This window comes from Arthrobacter stackebrandtii (genome assembly GCF_017876675.1).
Classification (GTDB): domain Bacteria; phylum Actinomycetota; class Actinomycetes; order Actinomycetales; family Micrococcaceae; genus Specibacter; species Specibacter stackebrandtii.
This window is the reverse complement of sequence record NZ_JAGIOI010000001.1, coordinates 3,298,425-3,314,794: the sequence shown is the minus strand read 5'-3', so window position 1 is coordinate 3,314,794 and position 16,370 is coordinate 3,298,425. Positions and strand designations below refer to the sequence as shown.

15 protein-coding genes are annotated in these 16,370 nt (G+C 67.4%); 10 read left to right on the top strand and 5 right to left on the bottom strand.

The features are described from left to right. The first annotated feature begins 72 nt into the window (after positions 1-72). On the top strand, positions 73-1,134 hold the full coding sequence (locus JOF48_RS14390; protein WP_209681747.1) for an acyltransferase family protein: 1,062 nt from the start codon (positions 73-75) through the stop codon (positions 1,132-1,134). Between the two features lie 100 nt (positions 1,135-1,234). Here JOF48_RS14390 and hutU read toward each other — a convergent pair whose 3' ends face one another. Then, positions 1,235-2,914, bottom strand: coding sequence for a urocanate hydratase (gene hutU / locus JOF48_RS14385; RefSeq protein ID WP_209681745.1), 1,680 nt, complete (start codon positions 2,912-2,914; stop codon positions 1,235-1,237). Between the two features lie 187 nt (positions 2,915-3,101). Continuing rightward, a complete protein-coding gene (sigJ, locus tag JOF48_RS14380) occupies positions 3,102-3,989 on the bottom strand; it encodes an RNA polymerase sigma factor SigJ (protein WP_209681743.1) in 888 nt (295 codons plus the stop codon). Between the two features lie 119 nt (positions 3,990-4,108). On the opposite strand from sigJ, the gene JOF48_RS14375 reads away from it, so the two are divergent. Both JOF48_RS14375 and JOF48_RS14370 read left to right on the top strand, forming a co-directional pair. Then, a complete protein-coding gene (locus tag JOF48_RS14375; protein WP_209681742.1) occupies positions 4,109-4,486 on the top strand; it encodes a DoxX family protein in 378 nt (125 codons plus the stop codon). Further along, on the top strand, positions 4,483-4,959 hold the full coding sequence (locus tag JOF48_RS14370; RefSeq protein ID WP_209681740.1) for a nuclear transport factor 2 family protein: 477 nt from the start codon (positions 4,483-4,485) through the stop codon (positions 4,957-4,959). The genes JOF48_RS14375 and JOF48_RS14370 overlap by 4 nt, the downstream gene beginning before the upstream one ends. On the opposite strand, the gene JOF48_RS14365 is transcribed toward JOF48_RS14370, so the two are convergent. After that, positions 4,906-6,585, bottom strand: a complete 1,680-nt coding sequence (locus JOF48_RS14365) for an ABC1 kinase family protein (protein ID WP_209684583.1) — start codon at positions 6,583-6,585, stop codon at positions 4,906-4,908. The genes JOF48_RS14370 and JOF48_RS14365 overlap by 54 nt on opposite strands. Positions 6,586-6,614: 29 nt before the next feature. Continuing rightward, positions 6,615-7,151, bottom strand: coding sequence for a PadR family transcriptional regulator (locus JOF48_RS14360; RefSeq protein ID WP_209681738.1), 537 nt, complete (start codon positions 7,149-7,151; stop codon positions 6,615-6,617). Between the two features lie 228 nt (positions 7,152-7,379). On the opposite strand from JOF48_RS14360, the gene JOF48_RS14355 reads away from it, so the two are divergent. The 5 genes from JOF48_RS14355 to JOF48_RS19900 all read left to right on the top strand — a co-directional run bounded on the left by JOF48_RS14355 (position 7,380) and on the right by JOF48_RS19900 (position 12,497). After that, positions 7,380-8,207, top strand: coding sequence for a helix-turn-helix domain-containing protein (locus JOF48_RS14355; protein ID WP_209681736.1), 828 nt, complete (start codon positions 7,380-7,382; stop codon positions 8,205-8,207). 223 nt (positions 8,208-8,430) lie between these two features. After that, positions 8,431-9,306, top strand: a complete 876-nt coding sequence (locus tag JOF48_RS14350) for an ABC transporter ATP-binding protein (RefSeq protein WP_209681731.1) — start codon at positions 8,431-8,433, stop codon at positions 9,304-9,306. Continuing rightward, entirely contained in the window at positions 9,303-10,394 is a 1,092-nt protein-coding gene (locus JOF48_RS14345) for an iron-siderophore ABC transporter substrate-binding protein (protein WP_209681729.1), read from the top strand. Before JOF48_RS14350 ends, JOF48_RS14345 begins: the two co-directional genes overlap by 4 nt. Next, positions 10,391-12,205, top strand: coding sequence for an iron ABC transporter permease (locus tag JOF48_RS14340; protein ID WP_209681727.1), 1,815 nt, complete (start codon positions 10,391-10,393; stop codon positions 12,203-12,205). Before JOF48_RS14345 ends, JOF48_RS14340 begins: the two co-directional genes overlap by 4 nt. Before the next feature lie 25 nt (positions 12,206-12,230). Further along, the gene (locus JOF48_RS19900) at positions 12,231-12,497 is read left to right on the top strand and encodes an iron chelate uptake ABC transporter family permease subunit (RefSeq protein ID WP_209684814.1); all 267 of its coding nucleotides are present in this window, start codon (positions 12,231-12,233) and stop codon (positions 12,495-12,497) included. A 24-nt stretch (positions 12,498-12,521) separates the two neighbouring features. Here JOF48_RS19900 and JOF48_RS14330 read toward each other — a convergent pair whose 3' ends face one another. Then, complete coding sequence (locus JOF48_RS14330; protein WP_209681725.1) at positions 12,522-13,271, bottom strand: alpha/beta fold hydrolase; 750 nt, start codon at positions 13,269-13,271, stop codon at positions 12,522-12,524. A gap of 360 nt (positions 13,272-13,631) precedes the next feature. On the opposite strand from JOF48_RS14330, the gene JOF48_RS14325 reads away from it, so the two are divergent. Together JOF48_RS14325 and JOF48_RS14320 are read left to right on the top strand one after the other, a co-directional pair. After that, positions 13,632-15,371 carry a glycoside hydrolase family protein gene (locus JOF48_RS14325; protein ID WP_209681723.1) on the top strand — a complete coding sequence of 580 codons (1,740 nt, stop codon included), beginning with the start codon at positions 13,632-13,634 and terminating at the stop codon, positions 15,369-15,371. A 279-nt stretch (positions 15,372-15,650) separates the two neighbouring features. After that, complete coding sequence (locus JOF48_RS14320) at positions 15,651-16,349, top strand: phosphocholine cytidylyltransferase family protein (RefSeq protein WP_209681722.1); 699 nt, start codon at positions 15,651-15,653, stop codon at positions 16,347-16,349. The last annotated feature ends 21 nt before the right edge of the window (positions 16,350-16,370 follow it).

Here is a 16,370-nt window from a genome sequence, read left to right as displayed (position 1 = left end):
GCATGATACAAAAGTCAATCAACAAATATCGGCAGCCACTGAGCTAGGGCGCCGAAGGGTTAGGATCTCTTGGTGCCCATAACCTCAGTTCGGGATCATCGACTCGACATCACCAAAGGCGTCCTCATTTGCCTCGTCGTCCTCGGCCACCTTCTCGAGGGAATGAACAACTGGAAGGTCCCTGAATCCAGGGTTCCCCTGACCATCATTTACGCATTCCACATGCCTGCCTTCGCGTTCCTCGCCGGCATCACCACCAAGCCCACGAACCTGGTCCGCCGGGTGGGGCCGCTGCTCGTCTTGCTCGTGCTGTTCCAGATCGCCTATTACTGGACCGTTCAGTTGCTCGGGCTGAAACGCACCTTCGCGTTGGACACGCCATTCTGGATCTTGTGGTTCCTCTTCGCACTGGCATGCTGGACCATGCTGACCCCGGTCATGGCCCGATTCCCCAAAGCCTCCACCACGGTCGTGATCGCGGCGGCGCTCATGGCAATCACGGTTCCATGGATCGGCTACCCCTATTCCGCTGCACGCATGCTGGCATTCCTCCCCTTCTTCACCGTTGGGTTCCTGTACGGCAAGCGCATATTGGCTTGGACCGCGGCCGCCACGTGGCCTCTCAAGTGCGCCCTGTCGGCCGGTTCAGTAGTCGCCATTGTCGTTCTGCTGCGGGCCCAGCTCACCCCGCGCTGGTTCTATGGCAGCGCCAGCGCGGAGGCACTCAACGCCGGGCAGCTGGAAGCAGTGGTTGTCCGCAGCGGGCTGATGGTAGGAGCCGCGGTCCTGACCGTCACGCTCTTGGCATTCCTGCCAAACCGCAAAACCATCTGGGCCACCGTGGGCCGGCGGAGCCTGTCCGTGTATCTTCTGCATGGATTCTTTGTGCTCACCTTTTCGGCGTCCCTTGCCAGGATGTTCGACGCCGGACACCTCCGCACGCTGCTGCTCGTCGCCGTGCTGGCGGTCGGGACGGTGACGATCTGCGCCGCCCCCGGACTGGATTCGATGCTGCGAAAGATCAGCACTGCCCCATTCGCCCAGCCAAAATCCGCCGGCATTGGGGCACAGCAGGGTGCAACGACTCTCGCGCCGGCCGGCGAGCCAGTGACACGCCGCTCCTTGCGGCGGTGATTGGCCCGCAGCAGAGCCCCGCCGCGGAACCATTTCGCGGCGGGGCTTCGTCGTTTCCACGGGCCCGGCATGGAGAAACAGGTGTCAGCGCGGGTGAGGGTTATTGCTCCTGCATCGGGATCCGCACCCCGCGCTCGGCGGCAACATCAAGGGCGCGCTCGTAGCCGGCGTCGGCATGGCGGATGACGCCCATGCCGGGGTCGTTCGTCAGCAGCCGCGCAAGCTTCTCGGCGGCCAGGGGAGTTCCGTCGGCAACAGATACCTGGCCGGCGTGGATGGAGCGGCCGATTCCCACGCCGCCGCCGTGGTGAATGGACACCCAGGTGGCGCCGGATGCCGTGTTGAGCATGGCGTTCAGCAGCGGCCAGTCGGCGATGGCGTCTGAGCCGTCCTTCATGGCTTCGGTCTCACGGTACGGCGAGGCCACGGAGCCGGAGTCCAGGTGGTCGCGGCCGATCACAATCGGAGCGGAAACCTTGCCGGACGCCACAAGCTCGTTGAACAGCACACCGGCCTTGGCACGGTCTCCGTAGCCGAGCCAGCAGATGCGGGCCGGCAGGCCCTCAAATTCAACGTGCTCGGCGGCGGCATCGAGCCAGCGGTGCAGGTGCGCGTTTTCGGGGAACAGTTCCTTCAGTGCCTCGTCGGTGACGCGGATGTCCTCCGGGTCTCCGGAGAGGACAACCCAGCGGAACGGGCCCAGGCCCTCGCAGAACAGCGGGCGGATGTAGGCCGGGACAAAGCCGGGGAACTCAAACGCGCGGGAGTAGCCGCCCTTGCGGGCCTCGTCGCGGATGGAGTTGCCGTAGTCGAACACCTCGGCGCCGGCGTCCTGGAATTCCACCATGGCCTGCACGTGGCGGGCCATCGCGTTCTGGGACTTCTTGGTGAAGCCGTCGGGATCCGCCTCGGACTCGGCAGCCCACTGATCCACCGAGTATTCGGTGGGCAGGTAGGAGAGCGGGTCGTGCGCCGAAGTCTGGTCGGTGACGATGTCCACCGTGAATTCGCCGGCCTTGTGCCGTTCCAGGATGGCGGGGAAGATCTCGGCAGCATTGCCCACAACGCCAACGGACAGCGGAGTCTTTGCAGCCTTCGCCTCGAGCACGCGCTCCAGCGCGGCATCCAGGGACGGGGCCAGTTCATCCAGGTAGCGCTTGCCGACGCGGCGCTTGAGCCGCTCCTCCGACACATCAACAATCAGGCACGCCCCGCCGTTCAGCGTGACGGCCAGCGGCTGCGCGCCGCCCATGCCGCCGCAGCCGCCGGTCAGGGTCAGGGTCCCGGCCAGGGTGCCGCCAAAGCGCTTCTCGGCAATCGCGGCGAACGTCTCGAAAGTGCCCTGCAGGATGCCCTGCGTGCCAATGTAGATCCAGGAACCGGCCGTCATCTGCCCGTACATCATCAGCCCCTCGGCCTCGAGCTTGCGGAACTCGGGCCATGTGGCCCAGTCCCCCACCAGGTTCGAGTTGGCCAGCAGCACCCGCGGCGCCCACACGTTCGTGCGGAAAACACCCACCGGCTTGCCCGACTGCACCAGCAGCGTCTCGTCGTCGTCCAATGTCTTCAGCGTGGCAACGATCGCATCGTAGGCTTCCCACGACCGAGCCGCGCGGCCGGTGCCGCCGTACACCACCAGGTCCTCGGGCCGCTCGGCAACCTCGGGGTCCAGGTTGTTCATGAGCATGCGCAGCGGCGCCTCGGTCTGCCACGACTTCGCGGACAGCTCGGTGCCGCGGGCTGCGCGGATGGTGCGGGTGGGGTCATGCATCGTCGCCATGATGGTTCCTTCGCGTCAATGCCCGGCGCTCTGCGGCCCGGGCGGATGTTCCTCTTCTTCCATCCAAGCCGCGCCGCCCCCGCTTTCATAGGCCGCTTCCCGCCACCCTGTCTGTAATTCAAGACACGCCCAGGACCAGGCACGACGGCGGGACGCCGCCTTGCGCCGCCGGCCCCAAGGAATGCTCCTACGTCCAGCCGGTGAGCTTGCCGGGGTTGCGGATCACCCAGATGCGTTCGACCAGGCCGTGGGCGACCGCGACGGAAGCGACAGCGAGCGCGTGTCCGGCCGCGTCCCGGGCCACGAGTCCGGCCCTCCCGTTCACGGTGGTGGGCTGGAAACTCAACCCGGGTTGCAGTCTGTACAGGCCGAGCAGGTAGCGGGCGATCTTCTCAGCCCCCTCGATCGGTTCGACGGCCGCCTTGACGAGGCCGCCGCCGTCGGGGATGGCCGTGGCCTCCGGGTCGAGGATGGCGATAAGTGAGGTGAGGTCGCCGGTTTCCAGCGCTCCCTGGAAGACGGCCACGACGCGGGCATGTTCCTGGGCCGAGACGTGATCACCGTGGGCATCCCGGACCCGGCGCCGTGCAGAGGATGCGAGTTGGCGGCAGGCCTGGGGAGAGCGGCCAACGATCTCGCCGACCTCGGCAAAGGTGTATGTGAAGACATCGTGCAGGATGAACGAAACCCGCTCGGCGGGAGTCATCGACTCGAGAACGACGAGAAGGGCCATGCTCAGCGATTCATCGAGCGACACCCGGTCTGCCGGGTCGGCCCCGCGATTGGATGCGGCCTGGCTCGTCCACTGCGCTTCGGCGGGAACCGGTTCAGGCAGCCACTCGCCGACGTACCGTTCACGCCTGGCCCGGGCGGAGCCAAGCACATCGAGGCAAATTCTGGTCGTTACGGTGATGAGCCAGCCGGTCGGAGAGCCGATTTCCTGGCGGCCGTCCTCGGACAGGGCATACCAGCGCGCAAAGGCTTCCTGCACCGCATCCTCTGCCTCGGACACCGAGCCGAGCAGTCGGTATGCGACGCTCATGAGCAGGCCGCGATCCGTGTCAACGGATTCCATCGCTCGTCCTCCTCTCGAAGCGTGTCTCACAGTACTGACGAAACGCCACCCGGAATTGTGAGGCGGCAAGATCCGCCTGACACTCTCCCCGGCTATGTCGTCAACAGGGCAGGGCACAAATGCCTGAACCAACTGACGAATGCGAGATTGCCATGTACTACGTCATTATCACCACCATCGCCATCGTGGCCAACGGCGGGATCGCCCTGGCCACCCTTGCCCGGGCGAAATTCCTGATCGACAATCTGGGCGAGGTCAGCCTCCCCGATTCGTGGCTCCCCGTGCTGTCGGCGCTGCAGGGCGCCGGGGCCGCAGGCCTGCTTCTCGGGCTCCTCGGCGTCCCCGTCATCGGCACCGCGGCCGCCATCGGTCTCGTGCTGTTCTTCATTGGTGCGGTCATCACGCATCTGAGGGCGGGCGCCTTCCGCCAACTCCCCAGCCCGGTGATCTTCCTGGCCCTCGCGGTGGCCACCCTTGCTGCAACGGTCATCCGATGACCGGGCTCCAGGCGGTCGCCGACCGCGTCGAGATCGAAGCGTTGCACGGGGAGTTCACCGATGCGGGGATGATGAGTGATTACGACCGCTTCGCATCACTGTTCACAGGGGATGGCGTGTGGGAGATTCCCGCTGCCGGCGCAAGGATGGCCGGCCGCGGGGAGATCCGCGCCGGGATCGAACGGTTGCATGGCCTGTGGGACTACTTCGTGCAGACCACCCATGCGGGCACGATCCAGCTCGACGGCGACACCGCGACCGGCCGCGCATACACCGCAGAGTTCGGGCTCATGCGTGACGGCAGCCCCCACCTGAACTACGCCATCTACCACGACCGCTATGAACGCACCCCGGACGGCTGGAAGTTTGCCGAACGCATCTACGAGGTCCTTTACCAAGACGGCAGTCCGCTGGCGGGCTCACCGCCGCCGGCCCACCCAGAGCCCGTGCAGCAGCGGCATCACGGAAACTGACATCAGTACGTTCCCGAACACCATGTCCGTAGGGCGCAGCACGGCACCGGCCACAAGCAGTGCCCCGAAAACCACAAAGGACCCCACCCTCCGGACAAGCCGGTTGAGCCGCGCCGCCTGCCGCTCCAGCCGCGGGTTCGACACCGCCAGAGTGCCCTCCTCCACGTCGGACAGGAACGCGTCCAGGCGCTTGGGCAGCCGCACGGCAACACCGGCGATCTCCAGCGCCTCGCGGGACACGTCCCGTACCAGCCCGCCGCGTTCATCCTTCAGCAGCTTGGCCCCGAACGGCTCGATCGAGTCCCACAGGTTGAACTCCGGGTCCAGCGCACTGCACACCCCCGAGGTCAGGGACATCGCGCGGATGATGAGCAGGAAGTTCTCCGGAAGCTGGAACGGCAGCGAGCGCGCCACTTCGCCAAACTCGTCCGCAAAGTCCCGGAACTCCCGCTGGTCCACGCTGCGCAGCTGGGCAAACCCCATGCCGCCGAAGCGGGAAAACAGCGCTGTCATCGCCCGCTCCAGCTCGTGCGTGTCGGCGGAGGGCATCAGCACGCCCACCTCGCGGATCGCCGCCACCAGCCCCTTGCCGTCGCGTGAGGCCGCGGCGATCAGCAGCTTCCGCAGGCCGGACCGGGTCTCGTCGGAAACGTGGCCCATCATGCCGAAGTCCACAAACGTCAGCCGCCAGGGCAGGCCGCCGGAGCCGGCGGCAACCGGCGTGACAAAGATGTTTCCGGGGTGTGGGTCGGCGTGGAAGAACCCGTTGCTGAAGAGCTGCTCGAACATCACCGAGGCGAACACCGGCGCCACGGCAACAGGGTCGATGCCGGCTGCACGCAGCGAATCGGCGTCCGTGACCTTGATGGCCGTGACGTCCTCCAGGGTCAGCACGCGCCGCGTCGCCCGTTCCCACACCACCTGCGGCACCGCCACCCGCGCGTCGGCGCCAAATTCTTCCGCAAACCGTTCGGCGTTCGCGGCCTCATTCAGGTAGTCGATTTCCTGCAGGCTGGTCTTGGCAAACTCCTCCACCAGCGCCGGGGCGTCCACCCGGGAGGACACAAACCGCACATGGCTCAGCCACCGGCCCACCCGGCGCAGGGCGGCCAGGTCGACGTCGACTATCTCGCCGATGCCCGGCCGCTGCACCTTGAACACAACTGTGCCAAATCCGGTGTCCGCCGCGTTGGCCGGCAGCAACACGGCCCGGTGCACCTGTCCCAGCGACGCCGCCGCGACGGGCACCTCATCGAAGGACTCAAACACGGATTCCAGCGGGGCGCCCAGCTCGGCCTCGGCAAGCCCACGGATCGCGGGGAACGGCACGGGCGGAACCTCGTCCTGCAGGCCCGCCAGCTCCTCGGTGATCTCGGGCGGGAGCACGTCCAGGCGCGAGGACATGAACTGTCCCACCTTGATCATCAGCCCGCCCAGCTCCACGGCGAGCGCATGGAAGCGCCTCGCGAAGCGCCGCATCCGCACCGCCCGGTTGCGCCCGGCGAGGCGGGCAAGCCCGATGCGCGGCAGGAGCAGTTCAAACCACCACGTCACCGCCAGGTTCCACGCGGCAAAGCGCAGGATGCGCCGGTACCGGGCGCGTGTGTTCCCGGCGCCGGCCTCCATTCCGGCGCGCCGGCCAGGACCGGCCAACGTCAGTCCTGGGCGAGGATCGCGTAGAGCTTGCGCCGTGCTTCTTCCAATACCTTGACGGCTTCGGCAACCTGGCCCTTGGTGCCGGTGCGCCCCACCTGGGCCGCTGCCTGGGCCAGTTCAACGCCTGCCTTGGGCAGTGCGGAGAATCCCGACGACGTTCCGCCCGGCTCCCACGGCGCCCCCGACTCCGCGCTTTCCGCTTCGGCACGGCCTGCCTCGGTCAGCGAGTGGACCTTGCGCCCCTCGGATTCCTCCGCGGTCACCAGGCCCTCGTCGGCCAGAAGCTGCAGCGTGGGATAAACAGAGCCGGCACTCGGCTTCCAGCTGCCGCCGCTGCGCTCCTCGATCTCGCGGATGATCTGGTAGCCGTGCATGGGCCGCTCCGCGAGCAGGGCCAGCACCGCCGCCCTCAGTCCGCCGCGCCCGGCCCGCGTGCCGGAGCGCTTTTCAAACTTCGAGCGGAAGTCCTCCACCGCCTGCCAGACATTGTCAAAGTTGCCGCCCATGAAACCGCCCACGGGAAATGATTCATGCATCGTGACCACCTCAGTCGCTATCGAACGATATACCTAACGATATGTCTACCGACCCCTCGAGACAATGGTTTTTGAACCGCCGGCGGTGCAAGTTTCCTGTGAATCTGCACCCTGGATTTCAAGCCACGCCCGACGGCGGGATGTCGCCTTCCGCGGCCGGCGCGCCCGCCGCCTTGGCCAGGCCGCGCGAAAGGCGCGGCCGGCGGCAGCTCCGGTAGGCTCGTTCCCATGAACCTGGACTCGCAGAGCGCAGCGGGGCTCGGGGCGTGGCGGCGCGAGCCCAGCACGGAGGTGCGCCCGGGCCGGGCCCTTCCGGCCGGCAAGCCTTCCTCGTCCGTCATTTACGCCGAATCCGAAACCCCCGCCGCCCCCTTGGAGTGGGACCTCCATGCACACCCCCTGCATGAGCTGGTCTGGGTCCGCGGCGGCACGCTGACCACGCGGGTGGGCAACCGCATCTTCACACTCACCGACGGCGAAGGGCTCTGGCTCCCGGCAGGGCACGTCCACGCCGGCCGAATCACGGCCAAGGTGGAATTCCATTGCGCATTCTTCACCCCGGAGCGCACGCCCCTGGCCTTCAACGGGCCCACCACCATCACCATGAATCCGCTGCTGGAGTCGCTCCTCCTGCATCTCTCCCGCACAGACCTGGACGATGCCGCCAGGGCCCGCGCCGAGCTGGTGGTGTTCGACGTCGTCGAGCCGTCGAGCCGCCAAATCGACCTGCAGCTGCCCGGCGACCCCCGCATCGACGTCATTGCCAAGACACTCATGACGGACCCGTCGGACGGCCGCTCCCTGGACGACTGGGCGCTGCACCTGGGCACAAGCGGGCGCACCATCACGCGGGCCTTTCGCCGCACCACCGGGCTTTCCTTCGCCCAATGGCGCCGCACCTTCCGCGTCCACCACGCACTCGCACTCCTGGCCGACGGCTGGGACGTGCGGGCCACGTCGGAACAACTCGGCTACGCGCAGCCGAGCTCCTTCATTGAGGCGTTCCACGCCGTCATGGGCACCACGCCCGGCGCCTTCCTCAATTCCTCCCAGTAGCGCCCCAGCACCGGCACGTCCGCACATCCCCGGTCCGGCCGGGCCTTTGGCAATCCGCATTATCGAGCGATTCACGCTGTCCGAAATCCCAAATCCCATGTCCCGCAATCCCGATTGCAGACACCCGGACACGCCCCTATACTCAATTAGGTAAAGCTACCCTTACCTAATTCGATGAGGTTTGGCTTCGCCCCACCTTCCCGTTTCATGCCCTAGGTCGCCCATGCCCACCGCCACAAACACAGCTCCCCGGACCACGCCGCTCCGGCCCGCCGCCGCACTCTCCGGCGACGGCCTGGTGCTGCGATACGGCAAGGAGACGGTGGTCGACGGCGTCTCCCTCGCCCTGGCGCCGGGCCGTGTCACGGCCCTTGTGGGCCCCAACGGCAGCGGCAAGTCCACGCTGCTGCGCTCCATGGCCCGGTTGCACGGCATGGCAGAAGGCACCCTTGCGCTCGGCGGCGCGGACGGCCAACAGCGTCCCGCCGCCCTGCTCTCGGCACGCCAGTTTGCCCGCGAGGTCACGTTGTTCTCCCAGTCCCGCCCGGCGCCACAAGGCCTGACGGTCCGCGAGGTCGTGGCCTTCGGCCGCCACCCGCACCGCCGCCGCTTCGCGGGCCTGGACGTCAAGGACCGGGCCGCCATCAACCACGCCATGGAAGCCACCGGCGTCGCCGACATGGCCGCCCGGCCGGTCGGGGAACTCTCCGGCGGTGAAGTCCAGCGGGTCTGGCTCGCCGCCTGCGTGGCCCAGGAGACCGGCGTCGTGCTGCTGGACGAGCCCACCAACCACCTGGACCTGCGCTACCAGGTCGAAACCCTTGACCTGGTCCGGGACCTGGCCGACGGGCACGGCACGGCGGTGGGGATCGTGCTGCACGACCTCGACCACGCCGCCCTCATCGCCGACGAACTGCTCCTGATGGATGCCGGGCGCATCCACGCCGCGGGCCTTCCCGCCGATGTCCTCACGGCCGAAAACATCACCAAGGTCTACTCCATCCGTGTCGAGGTCACCCTCGACGAACGCACGCAACGCCTCCGCATCGACCCGATCGGCCGGCATTCCGCAGCCAACCCACGAAAGGCCCACCCATGAGCCTGTCCCCCGCCCTGCCCACGCCCGGCCACAGAACCCTCCGGCGCACCATGAAGGCCGCCGCCACGCTGGCCGCCGCCGCACTTGCCCTGACAGCCTGCGGCACCACCACTGTGGAAACACCGGCCGCCGGCACCGCCGCGTCCATCTCCGCCAGCTGCGACGCCGACACCACGGCCACGAGCACGGATCCTGTCAGCATGACCGACGGCGTGGGCCGCACGCTCACGCTCGACAAGCCGGCACAGCGCGTCGCAGTGCTGGAGTGGCAGCAGATCGAGGACGCCTTGACGTTGTGCGTGGCACCCGTGGCCGTTTCGGATTCGGAAGGCTACGGCACCTATGTCAGCGCCGAGACAATCCCCGCCGGCACCACCGACATCGGCACCCGCGGGGAACCCGACCTTGATGCGCTCTACGCCGCCGATCCCGACCTCATCATTGTGGAGGCCTTCAGCGCCGACGACGAGCTCATCGCCACGCTGGAAAAGCGCGGCGTCCCCGTGCTGGCCACCCTGGGCGCCAACGGCGCGGACCCCATCGGCAACATGAAGACGGTCATGGAAATGATCGCCGAGGCCACCGGCCGCACCGAACGCGCCGAACAGGTCCTCGCCGGGTTCGACCAATACCTCACGGACGCGAAGGCCAAGGTCGAAACCGCCGGCCTGCCGACGTCGAGCTTCCTGTTCTTTGACGGCTGGATCGAGGGCGGCAACGTCGTCATCCGCCCCTACGGCCAGGGTGCCCTGTTCACCGCGCTCGGCGAGGAGCTGGGCATGAAGACGGCCTGGACCGAGGAAATCAACGCCGCGTACGGCAGCGGCGGCGTGGATCCCGCCTACGGCCTGGGCCAGACGGACATCGAGGGGCTAACCGCCGTGGGCGGCGCCAACCTGTTCTACTCCAATGACGAGGAAGCCGGCAGCTACGTCGCCGAACTCGCCAAGAGCCCCATCTGGACGGCCCTGCCCGCCGTGAAGGACAGCCGCGCCTACGCCTTCCCCGCCGGGGTGTGGGGCGCCGGCGGCCCGCTGTCCTGCCAGCAGGCGATCGACGCCTACGTCGCCGCACTCGCCGGGGCGTGAGCACCCGCACCCAAACCGGCACCGGGGAGGCCCTGCCGCTGGTGGACGACGCCGGACCAGGCGGAAGTGCCGCCGTTGGCACGGCCGTCCTGGGTGTGCTGGCCGCGGCAGTTGTTGCGGTCGGCCTGTGGCACCTGACCCAGGGCACCTCCGGCGTCGGCGGGTGGCAGCTGCTGCGCCTGCTCACCGGCGCGCAGGAGGAGGTGGGCGGCGTGCCGGTCCGCGACGTCCTGACGGGGTCCCGCCTGCCGCGCCTGTTCGCGGGCGTGGCGGTGGGCTTCGCGCTGGGCGTGGCCGGGGCTCTGCTGCAGTCCGTCACGCGCAATGTGCTGGCCTCCCCCGACACCCTGGCCGTCACGGCCGGCTCATACCTTGCCCTGACCGTCGTTGCCGCGTTCGGCCTGGCCGTGCCCCTGTGGGCCTCCGGCGCCGTCGCATTCATTGGCGGCGTGGCTGCCGCCGCCGTGGTCCTGGGGCTGGCAGGGCGCAGCGCCGGCAGCGGCACCACGCGGCTCATCCTGGCGGGTTCGGCCATGGCCATGGCCCTGGATGCTGCCACCGCCATGCTGCTGATCCTGTTTGACGAAAACACCACGGGCCTGTTCGCCTGGGGCAGCGGCTCGCTCGCCCAGCTCAACCTGGACGCCTCCGTGCGTGCCGCCCCGGTCATCATCCTCACGCTCGCCGCGGCGCTGCTGCTGTGCCGCCGGCTCGACGTGCTCAAGCTCGGCGACGACACCGCCGCCACGCTGGGCGTCCCCGTCCGCGGCACCCGCATCATGGCCGTCGCCGCCGCCGTGCTGCTGACCAGCATCTCCGTGACGCTCGCGGGGCCCATCGCCTTCGTGGGCCTCGGCGCCCCGGTGCTGGCCCGCCTGCTCGCACACAGGATCCCGGCGCTGCACCGGCACGTGTTCATGGTCCCCGCATCCGGCCTGCTCGGCGCGCTGCTGATCCTGCTCGCCGACACCGCCCTGCGCGCCATCCTCAGCGCCGAGGGTGCCAGCTCGGTCCCCACGGGAATTCCGACGGCACTGCTGGGTGCGGTCGTGATTGTCCTGCTCGCCATGCGCATGCGCGATTCCGGGCCCATCCGCCAGCCGCCGCACGCCCGGGCCGGCATCCACTCCCGCCGCCGCTTCATCACGGCGCTCACCGTCGCCGCGGCACTGCTCGCCGCCTCGGTCGTGGTCGGCCTGCTGGCCGGCAGCCTCTGGCTGCGCACCGGCGACATCGGGCTCTGGCTCCAGGGCGCCGCGCCGGACCTCATCGGGCGCGCCCTCGATGAACGCCTCCCCCGCGTCGGCGCCGCCGTCCTCGCCGGGGCGGCACTGGGCCTGGCCGGCTGCGTGGTCCAGGCAACCGTGCGCAACCCGCTCGCCGAACCCGGCCTCCTCGGCGTGACGGCCGGCGCCGGGCTGGGCGCCGTCAGCGTCGTCACCTCTGGGGCCGGCGGCCGCCCCCTCATGATCGTCATGGCCGTGCTGATGGCGCTGGCGACGTTCGGGCTCATCGCCCTGCTCGCCTGGCGCGGGGGACTCCTGCCCGACCGTTTCGTGCTCATCGGCATCGGCTTCGGCTACGGCCTCAGCGCCCTCACCACGTTTGTGCTGCTGCGCGCCGACCCATGGAACACGCCCCGGATCCTCACCTGGCTCTCCGGCACCACCTATGGCCGGTCCCTGGCCGACGTCGGCCCCGTCGCCGTCGGCCTGCTGCTGGCGGTTCCGCTACTCTTCTCCATGCGCCGCCAACTGGACCTGCTGGCGGTCGACGAGGACACCCCCCCGGATCCTGGGCATCAAGTCTGACCGGGCCCGGCTGGGCCTGCTCGCCGTGGCGGCCGTGCTGGCCGCCCTGAGCGTGGTGGCGGTGGGCGCAGTCGGGTTTGTGGGGCTTGTTGCCCCACACCTCGCCCGCGCCTTGGTCGGCGCGCGGCACGGGCGGCTCATACCGGTATCCATGCTGCTGGGCGCGCTGCTGGTCTCCGTCGCGGACATTCTGGGCCGGACGCTCATTGCACCGGCACAGCTGCCGGCCGGACTGATGATCGCACTCATAGGCGCCCCCTACTTTGTATGGCTGCTGCGCCGGTCCCGGTAGGCATGCAAGCCAAGGGCCCACGTGCTACGGCAGGAACGCCCGGATGATGGAGGCGATGAGTTCCGGCCGCTCTCCCACAAGCCCGTGGCTTGTCCCGGGCACGATGCACAGCTGCGCACCGGGGATGGAGGCGGCGATGAGCAGGCTGTGGTCGGGGCGGATGGTGTCGCGGTCGCCGGACATGATGAGGGTGGGCGCCGTGATCCCGGCCAGGCCGGCCGGGTCGATCTGCGGTTCGCTTGTCCACAGCCGGAACAGCTTGGCCAGGACTGCATCGGCGTGGCCGGGGCCGTCGGGTGAGAGCCGGTCGTAGTGCATGCGCTCCACGTCCGGTTTCGGGTCCGCCGACGGTGCCAAGGCGCTGAGCCTCGGCGCATCGTCCCCTTCGGGCGAGTGGGTGAAGGCAGTGGGGTCCAGGTTCGCACTGACGGCAACAAGTGAGCGCACCCGTTCCGGATGGTCCATGGCAAGCATCAGCCCGATGATGCCGCCGTCGCTGTAGCCGATGACGTGGGCGGATTCCAGGCCTTGGGCATCAAGGTATGCGAGGGCATCGCGCACCCCGGCCTCATAGCTGTAGCCGCCCTCGATGTCAGCCGACCGCCCGTGCCCGGGCCGCTCAAAGGCAAAGATCTGGCGGTCAGGGACGAGGGCATCGGAAATCGATCGCAGGGACTCCAGCGAGCAGAATCCGCCGTGCAGCAGGAGCACAGGATCCCCTGCCCCCTCGACCTCCGAATACAGCCCTGCTCCGTTGATTCGTACAAACGTCATTGCGTCCAACCGTCTTCCCGGCGCCAGCCCTCCGGCGCACGCATGCACCGCTTTACCCGTCGGATGCTACCACCGGGCCGCACGCCTGCTTCCCGCATCGTGAGGACGTCCCCACGGGGCGAACGCCATTGCTTGCCACGCGGCTATTCAGCCTCTTACACCCGCGCCTGTCCGGTTGGCAGCTGCAGGCCGGTCCGAATAGCCGGCTCCCGCCTGACGCCTCAATCAGCCGCCCAATCCCACTAACCACAGACAAATCTCACACTCCCCCTTGCAGCCCTCCCCCAGCCTGCACCGGTAGACTCGCCCCGAAACAAGATTTGCATGCACTGAACTTTCCCCAGTATTTACGGAGCCTCTATGACACCGGACCACAAGACACCAGAACAGCCCACTCCCGTGGGCCAGGCCAGGCGCCTCAAGCGCTCCCGGCCCGGCACCACGCAGCGCAAGCGCCTCGTCGCGGCCGGAGTATCCGGCGCTGTCCTGTCCGTCGCGCTGGGCTCGCTTGTCCTCACCGGCCTGCCCATGCTTCAGGGGAACGCCACCGCAGGCAAGACCACCCCGCCCCCCGTTGTGATCACCACGCCCGCAACGCCTGAGACTTTCCCCACATTTGAGCGCCAGGATTATGTCCAGCCGGCGGTCGCCCCCAGCGCAACGGAGCCTGTGGAGGCAACTTCCATCAAGGTCGGCGCAGAACCCACCGGCGAGAAAATGCCGGAAGGTTTGGCCGGCCTGTCCCTGGACACGGACCACATGGTCGACGTCCAGATGAACCCGGACAACTCCAACCTTGCCGAGCGGCTGAAGATGGCCAACAACCCGGTGCTGCGTTTCGGCGGCCAGGGCGTTGACCGCCGCTTCTTCTGGACCTCCACGGATGAGCCCATCCCGGACTGGGAACTGGTCCCGGCGTACCCCACAGACAAACGCCCCATCATCAAGGTCACCCCGGAGGTCCTTGAGAACGTCAACCGCCTGCTGGTTGTAGGCAACGCACGAATCCTCATGTCTGCGGACATGGGACACCTGGACAACGCCAGGACCGCTGACCTTGCCAAGTGGGCGCACAAGATCTTCGGCGACCGCCTGGTTGGCTTGAGTCTGGGCAATGAGCCCAACGGCTGGGGCGCCAGCTCCTACGAATACCGCACGCGGCGCCCGCAGCCGTGGTCGTTTGAAAAGTACATTGCCGAAGCCATCCCCCTGGCCCAGGCCGTGAAGGATGCTGCACCCGAGGTCAAGATTGTCGGCCCCGACGTCTACACCGAGCAGTGGTGGAAGGAGTACGTGAACGCCGGCGTCCCCAACCTTGAGGCGCTTGCCTTCCACAACTACCCCCTGTCCGCCTGCCCGAAGGAACCGGAGGGAACCCCCAAGGAACGCACCATCGCCAACATGATGTCCCGCGTAACCCACGATTCAGCCTTCGACTACGCCAGGGCGGCAGTGGAAGTTGCCGAACCCCACGGCCTCATGACGTGGAACACGGAAACCAACGCATCGTCCTGCTCCGGCTCCAGCCCCGTCACCAAGAACCATGCCTCGGGCCTCTGGACGCTCAGCTACGCACTGACCCAGGCGGAGGCCGGCGTCACCATGCTGAATTTCCACGGCGGCTTCGAGGCCTGCCGCGGCGGCGCCCCCATGTCCCCGCTCTGCGACACCGGCTCTGTCGGAAAGCCCACCGGCGACATGGTCATGCGCCCCGGCTTCTACGGCATCATGATGACCAACAAGCTGGGTGCCGGCGACTTCCTCCGTTCGGAAATGGCGGGCAATGAAAACATCTACGCCTACCCCGTCAAGCACGCCGACGGAACCATGAGCATCATGGTCGTCAACCAGAACGATCCCCAGGTGCAGGCCCCTGCAGAGATCACCCTGACACTGCCCACCCAGGCCGCAACGGGAACCATGACCCAGATGGCCGGTGAAAGCTTCGAGTCCGAGGACACCACCCGCATCGACGGCCAGGAATCCAACGGCGAGCCGCTCGAGACGCAGGGCAGGATCCCCGGCTTCAAGGCCGGCGACCAGACCTTCACGGTCACCCTGAATTCCGGCACGGCAACCATCCTGAACTTCACGTTCTAGGCCCGGCCAAGCTTCACCAATCCATGCACAACGGCGGCACCCACCTTGGGTGCCGCCGTTGCCGTTTGCCGGGTGGCCGGGCAGGCGAGGCCACCAGCTGCGGGCATGCAGCATCCATCCTGCTTGCACACATCCGGTTCACTTCATGTTCATAGTGTGTTCACACAATGGTCAGATAGGCTTCACTGTGGGATTGACAGGGCCGGCACCTGCCGGATTGACAGGCCCACCAGCGTGGCTGGCGGCACCCCTCCAAGAAATCTAGGAAAGACGATAAAAATGACTGTTCAGGCTGTAATTCTTGCTGCTGGCATGGGCACGCGGTTGGCGCGTCCGCATCCGAAGCCGATGACCGAGCTCGAGGACGGGCGCACCATCATGCACCAGCAGCTGAGCAACCTGCAGTCCACGTTCGGGAAGAAACTTCGCCTGTCCATCGTGGTCGGGTTCAAGATGGAACAGATCATGGAGCACGTCCCGGACGCCTCCTTCATCTACAACGAAAACTTTGACCAGACGAACACGTCCAAGAGCCTGCTCAAGGCGTTGAAGAACTCCCCCAAGGGCGGGGTCCTGTGGATGAACGGCGACGTGGTCTTTGACCCGCAGATCCTGGAGTCCCTTCGCGGGCACATCAAGGCCGGCCAGTCCTTCATCACCGTCGATGTCTCCTCCGTCTCCGACGAAGAGGTGAAGTACACAGTCGATGAGGACGGGTTCATTGACCAGCTCTCCAAGCGCGTCCCCCAAGACGTAGCCCTGGGCGAAGCCGTCGGCATCAACTACGTCTCCAAAAAGGACAAGAAGAAGTTCATCAAGCGCCTGGAACAGGTCGAGGAGCAGGACTACTTCGAAGGCGGCATCGAGCTGACCATCAAGGACGACGGCATCCAGTGGCTCCCCATCGACATCAGCAAGTACTACGCCGTCGAAGTCGACTTCCCCGAAGACCTCGAACAAGCAAACAAGCACCTCTGACCCTGCACCGATTCATTGCTC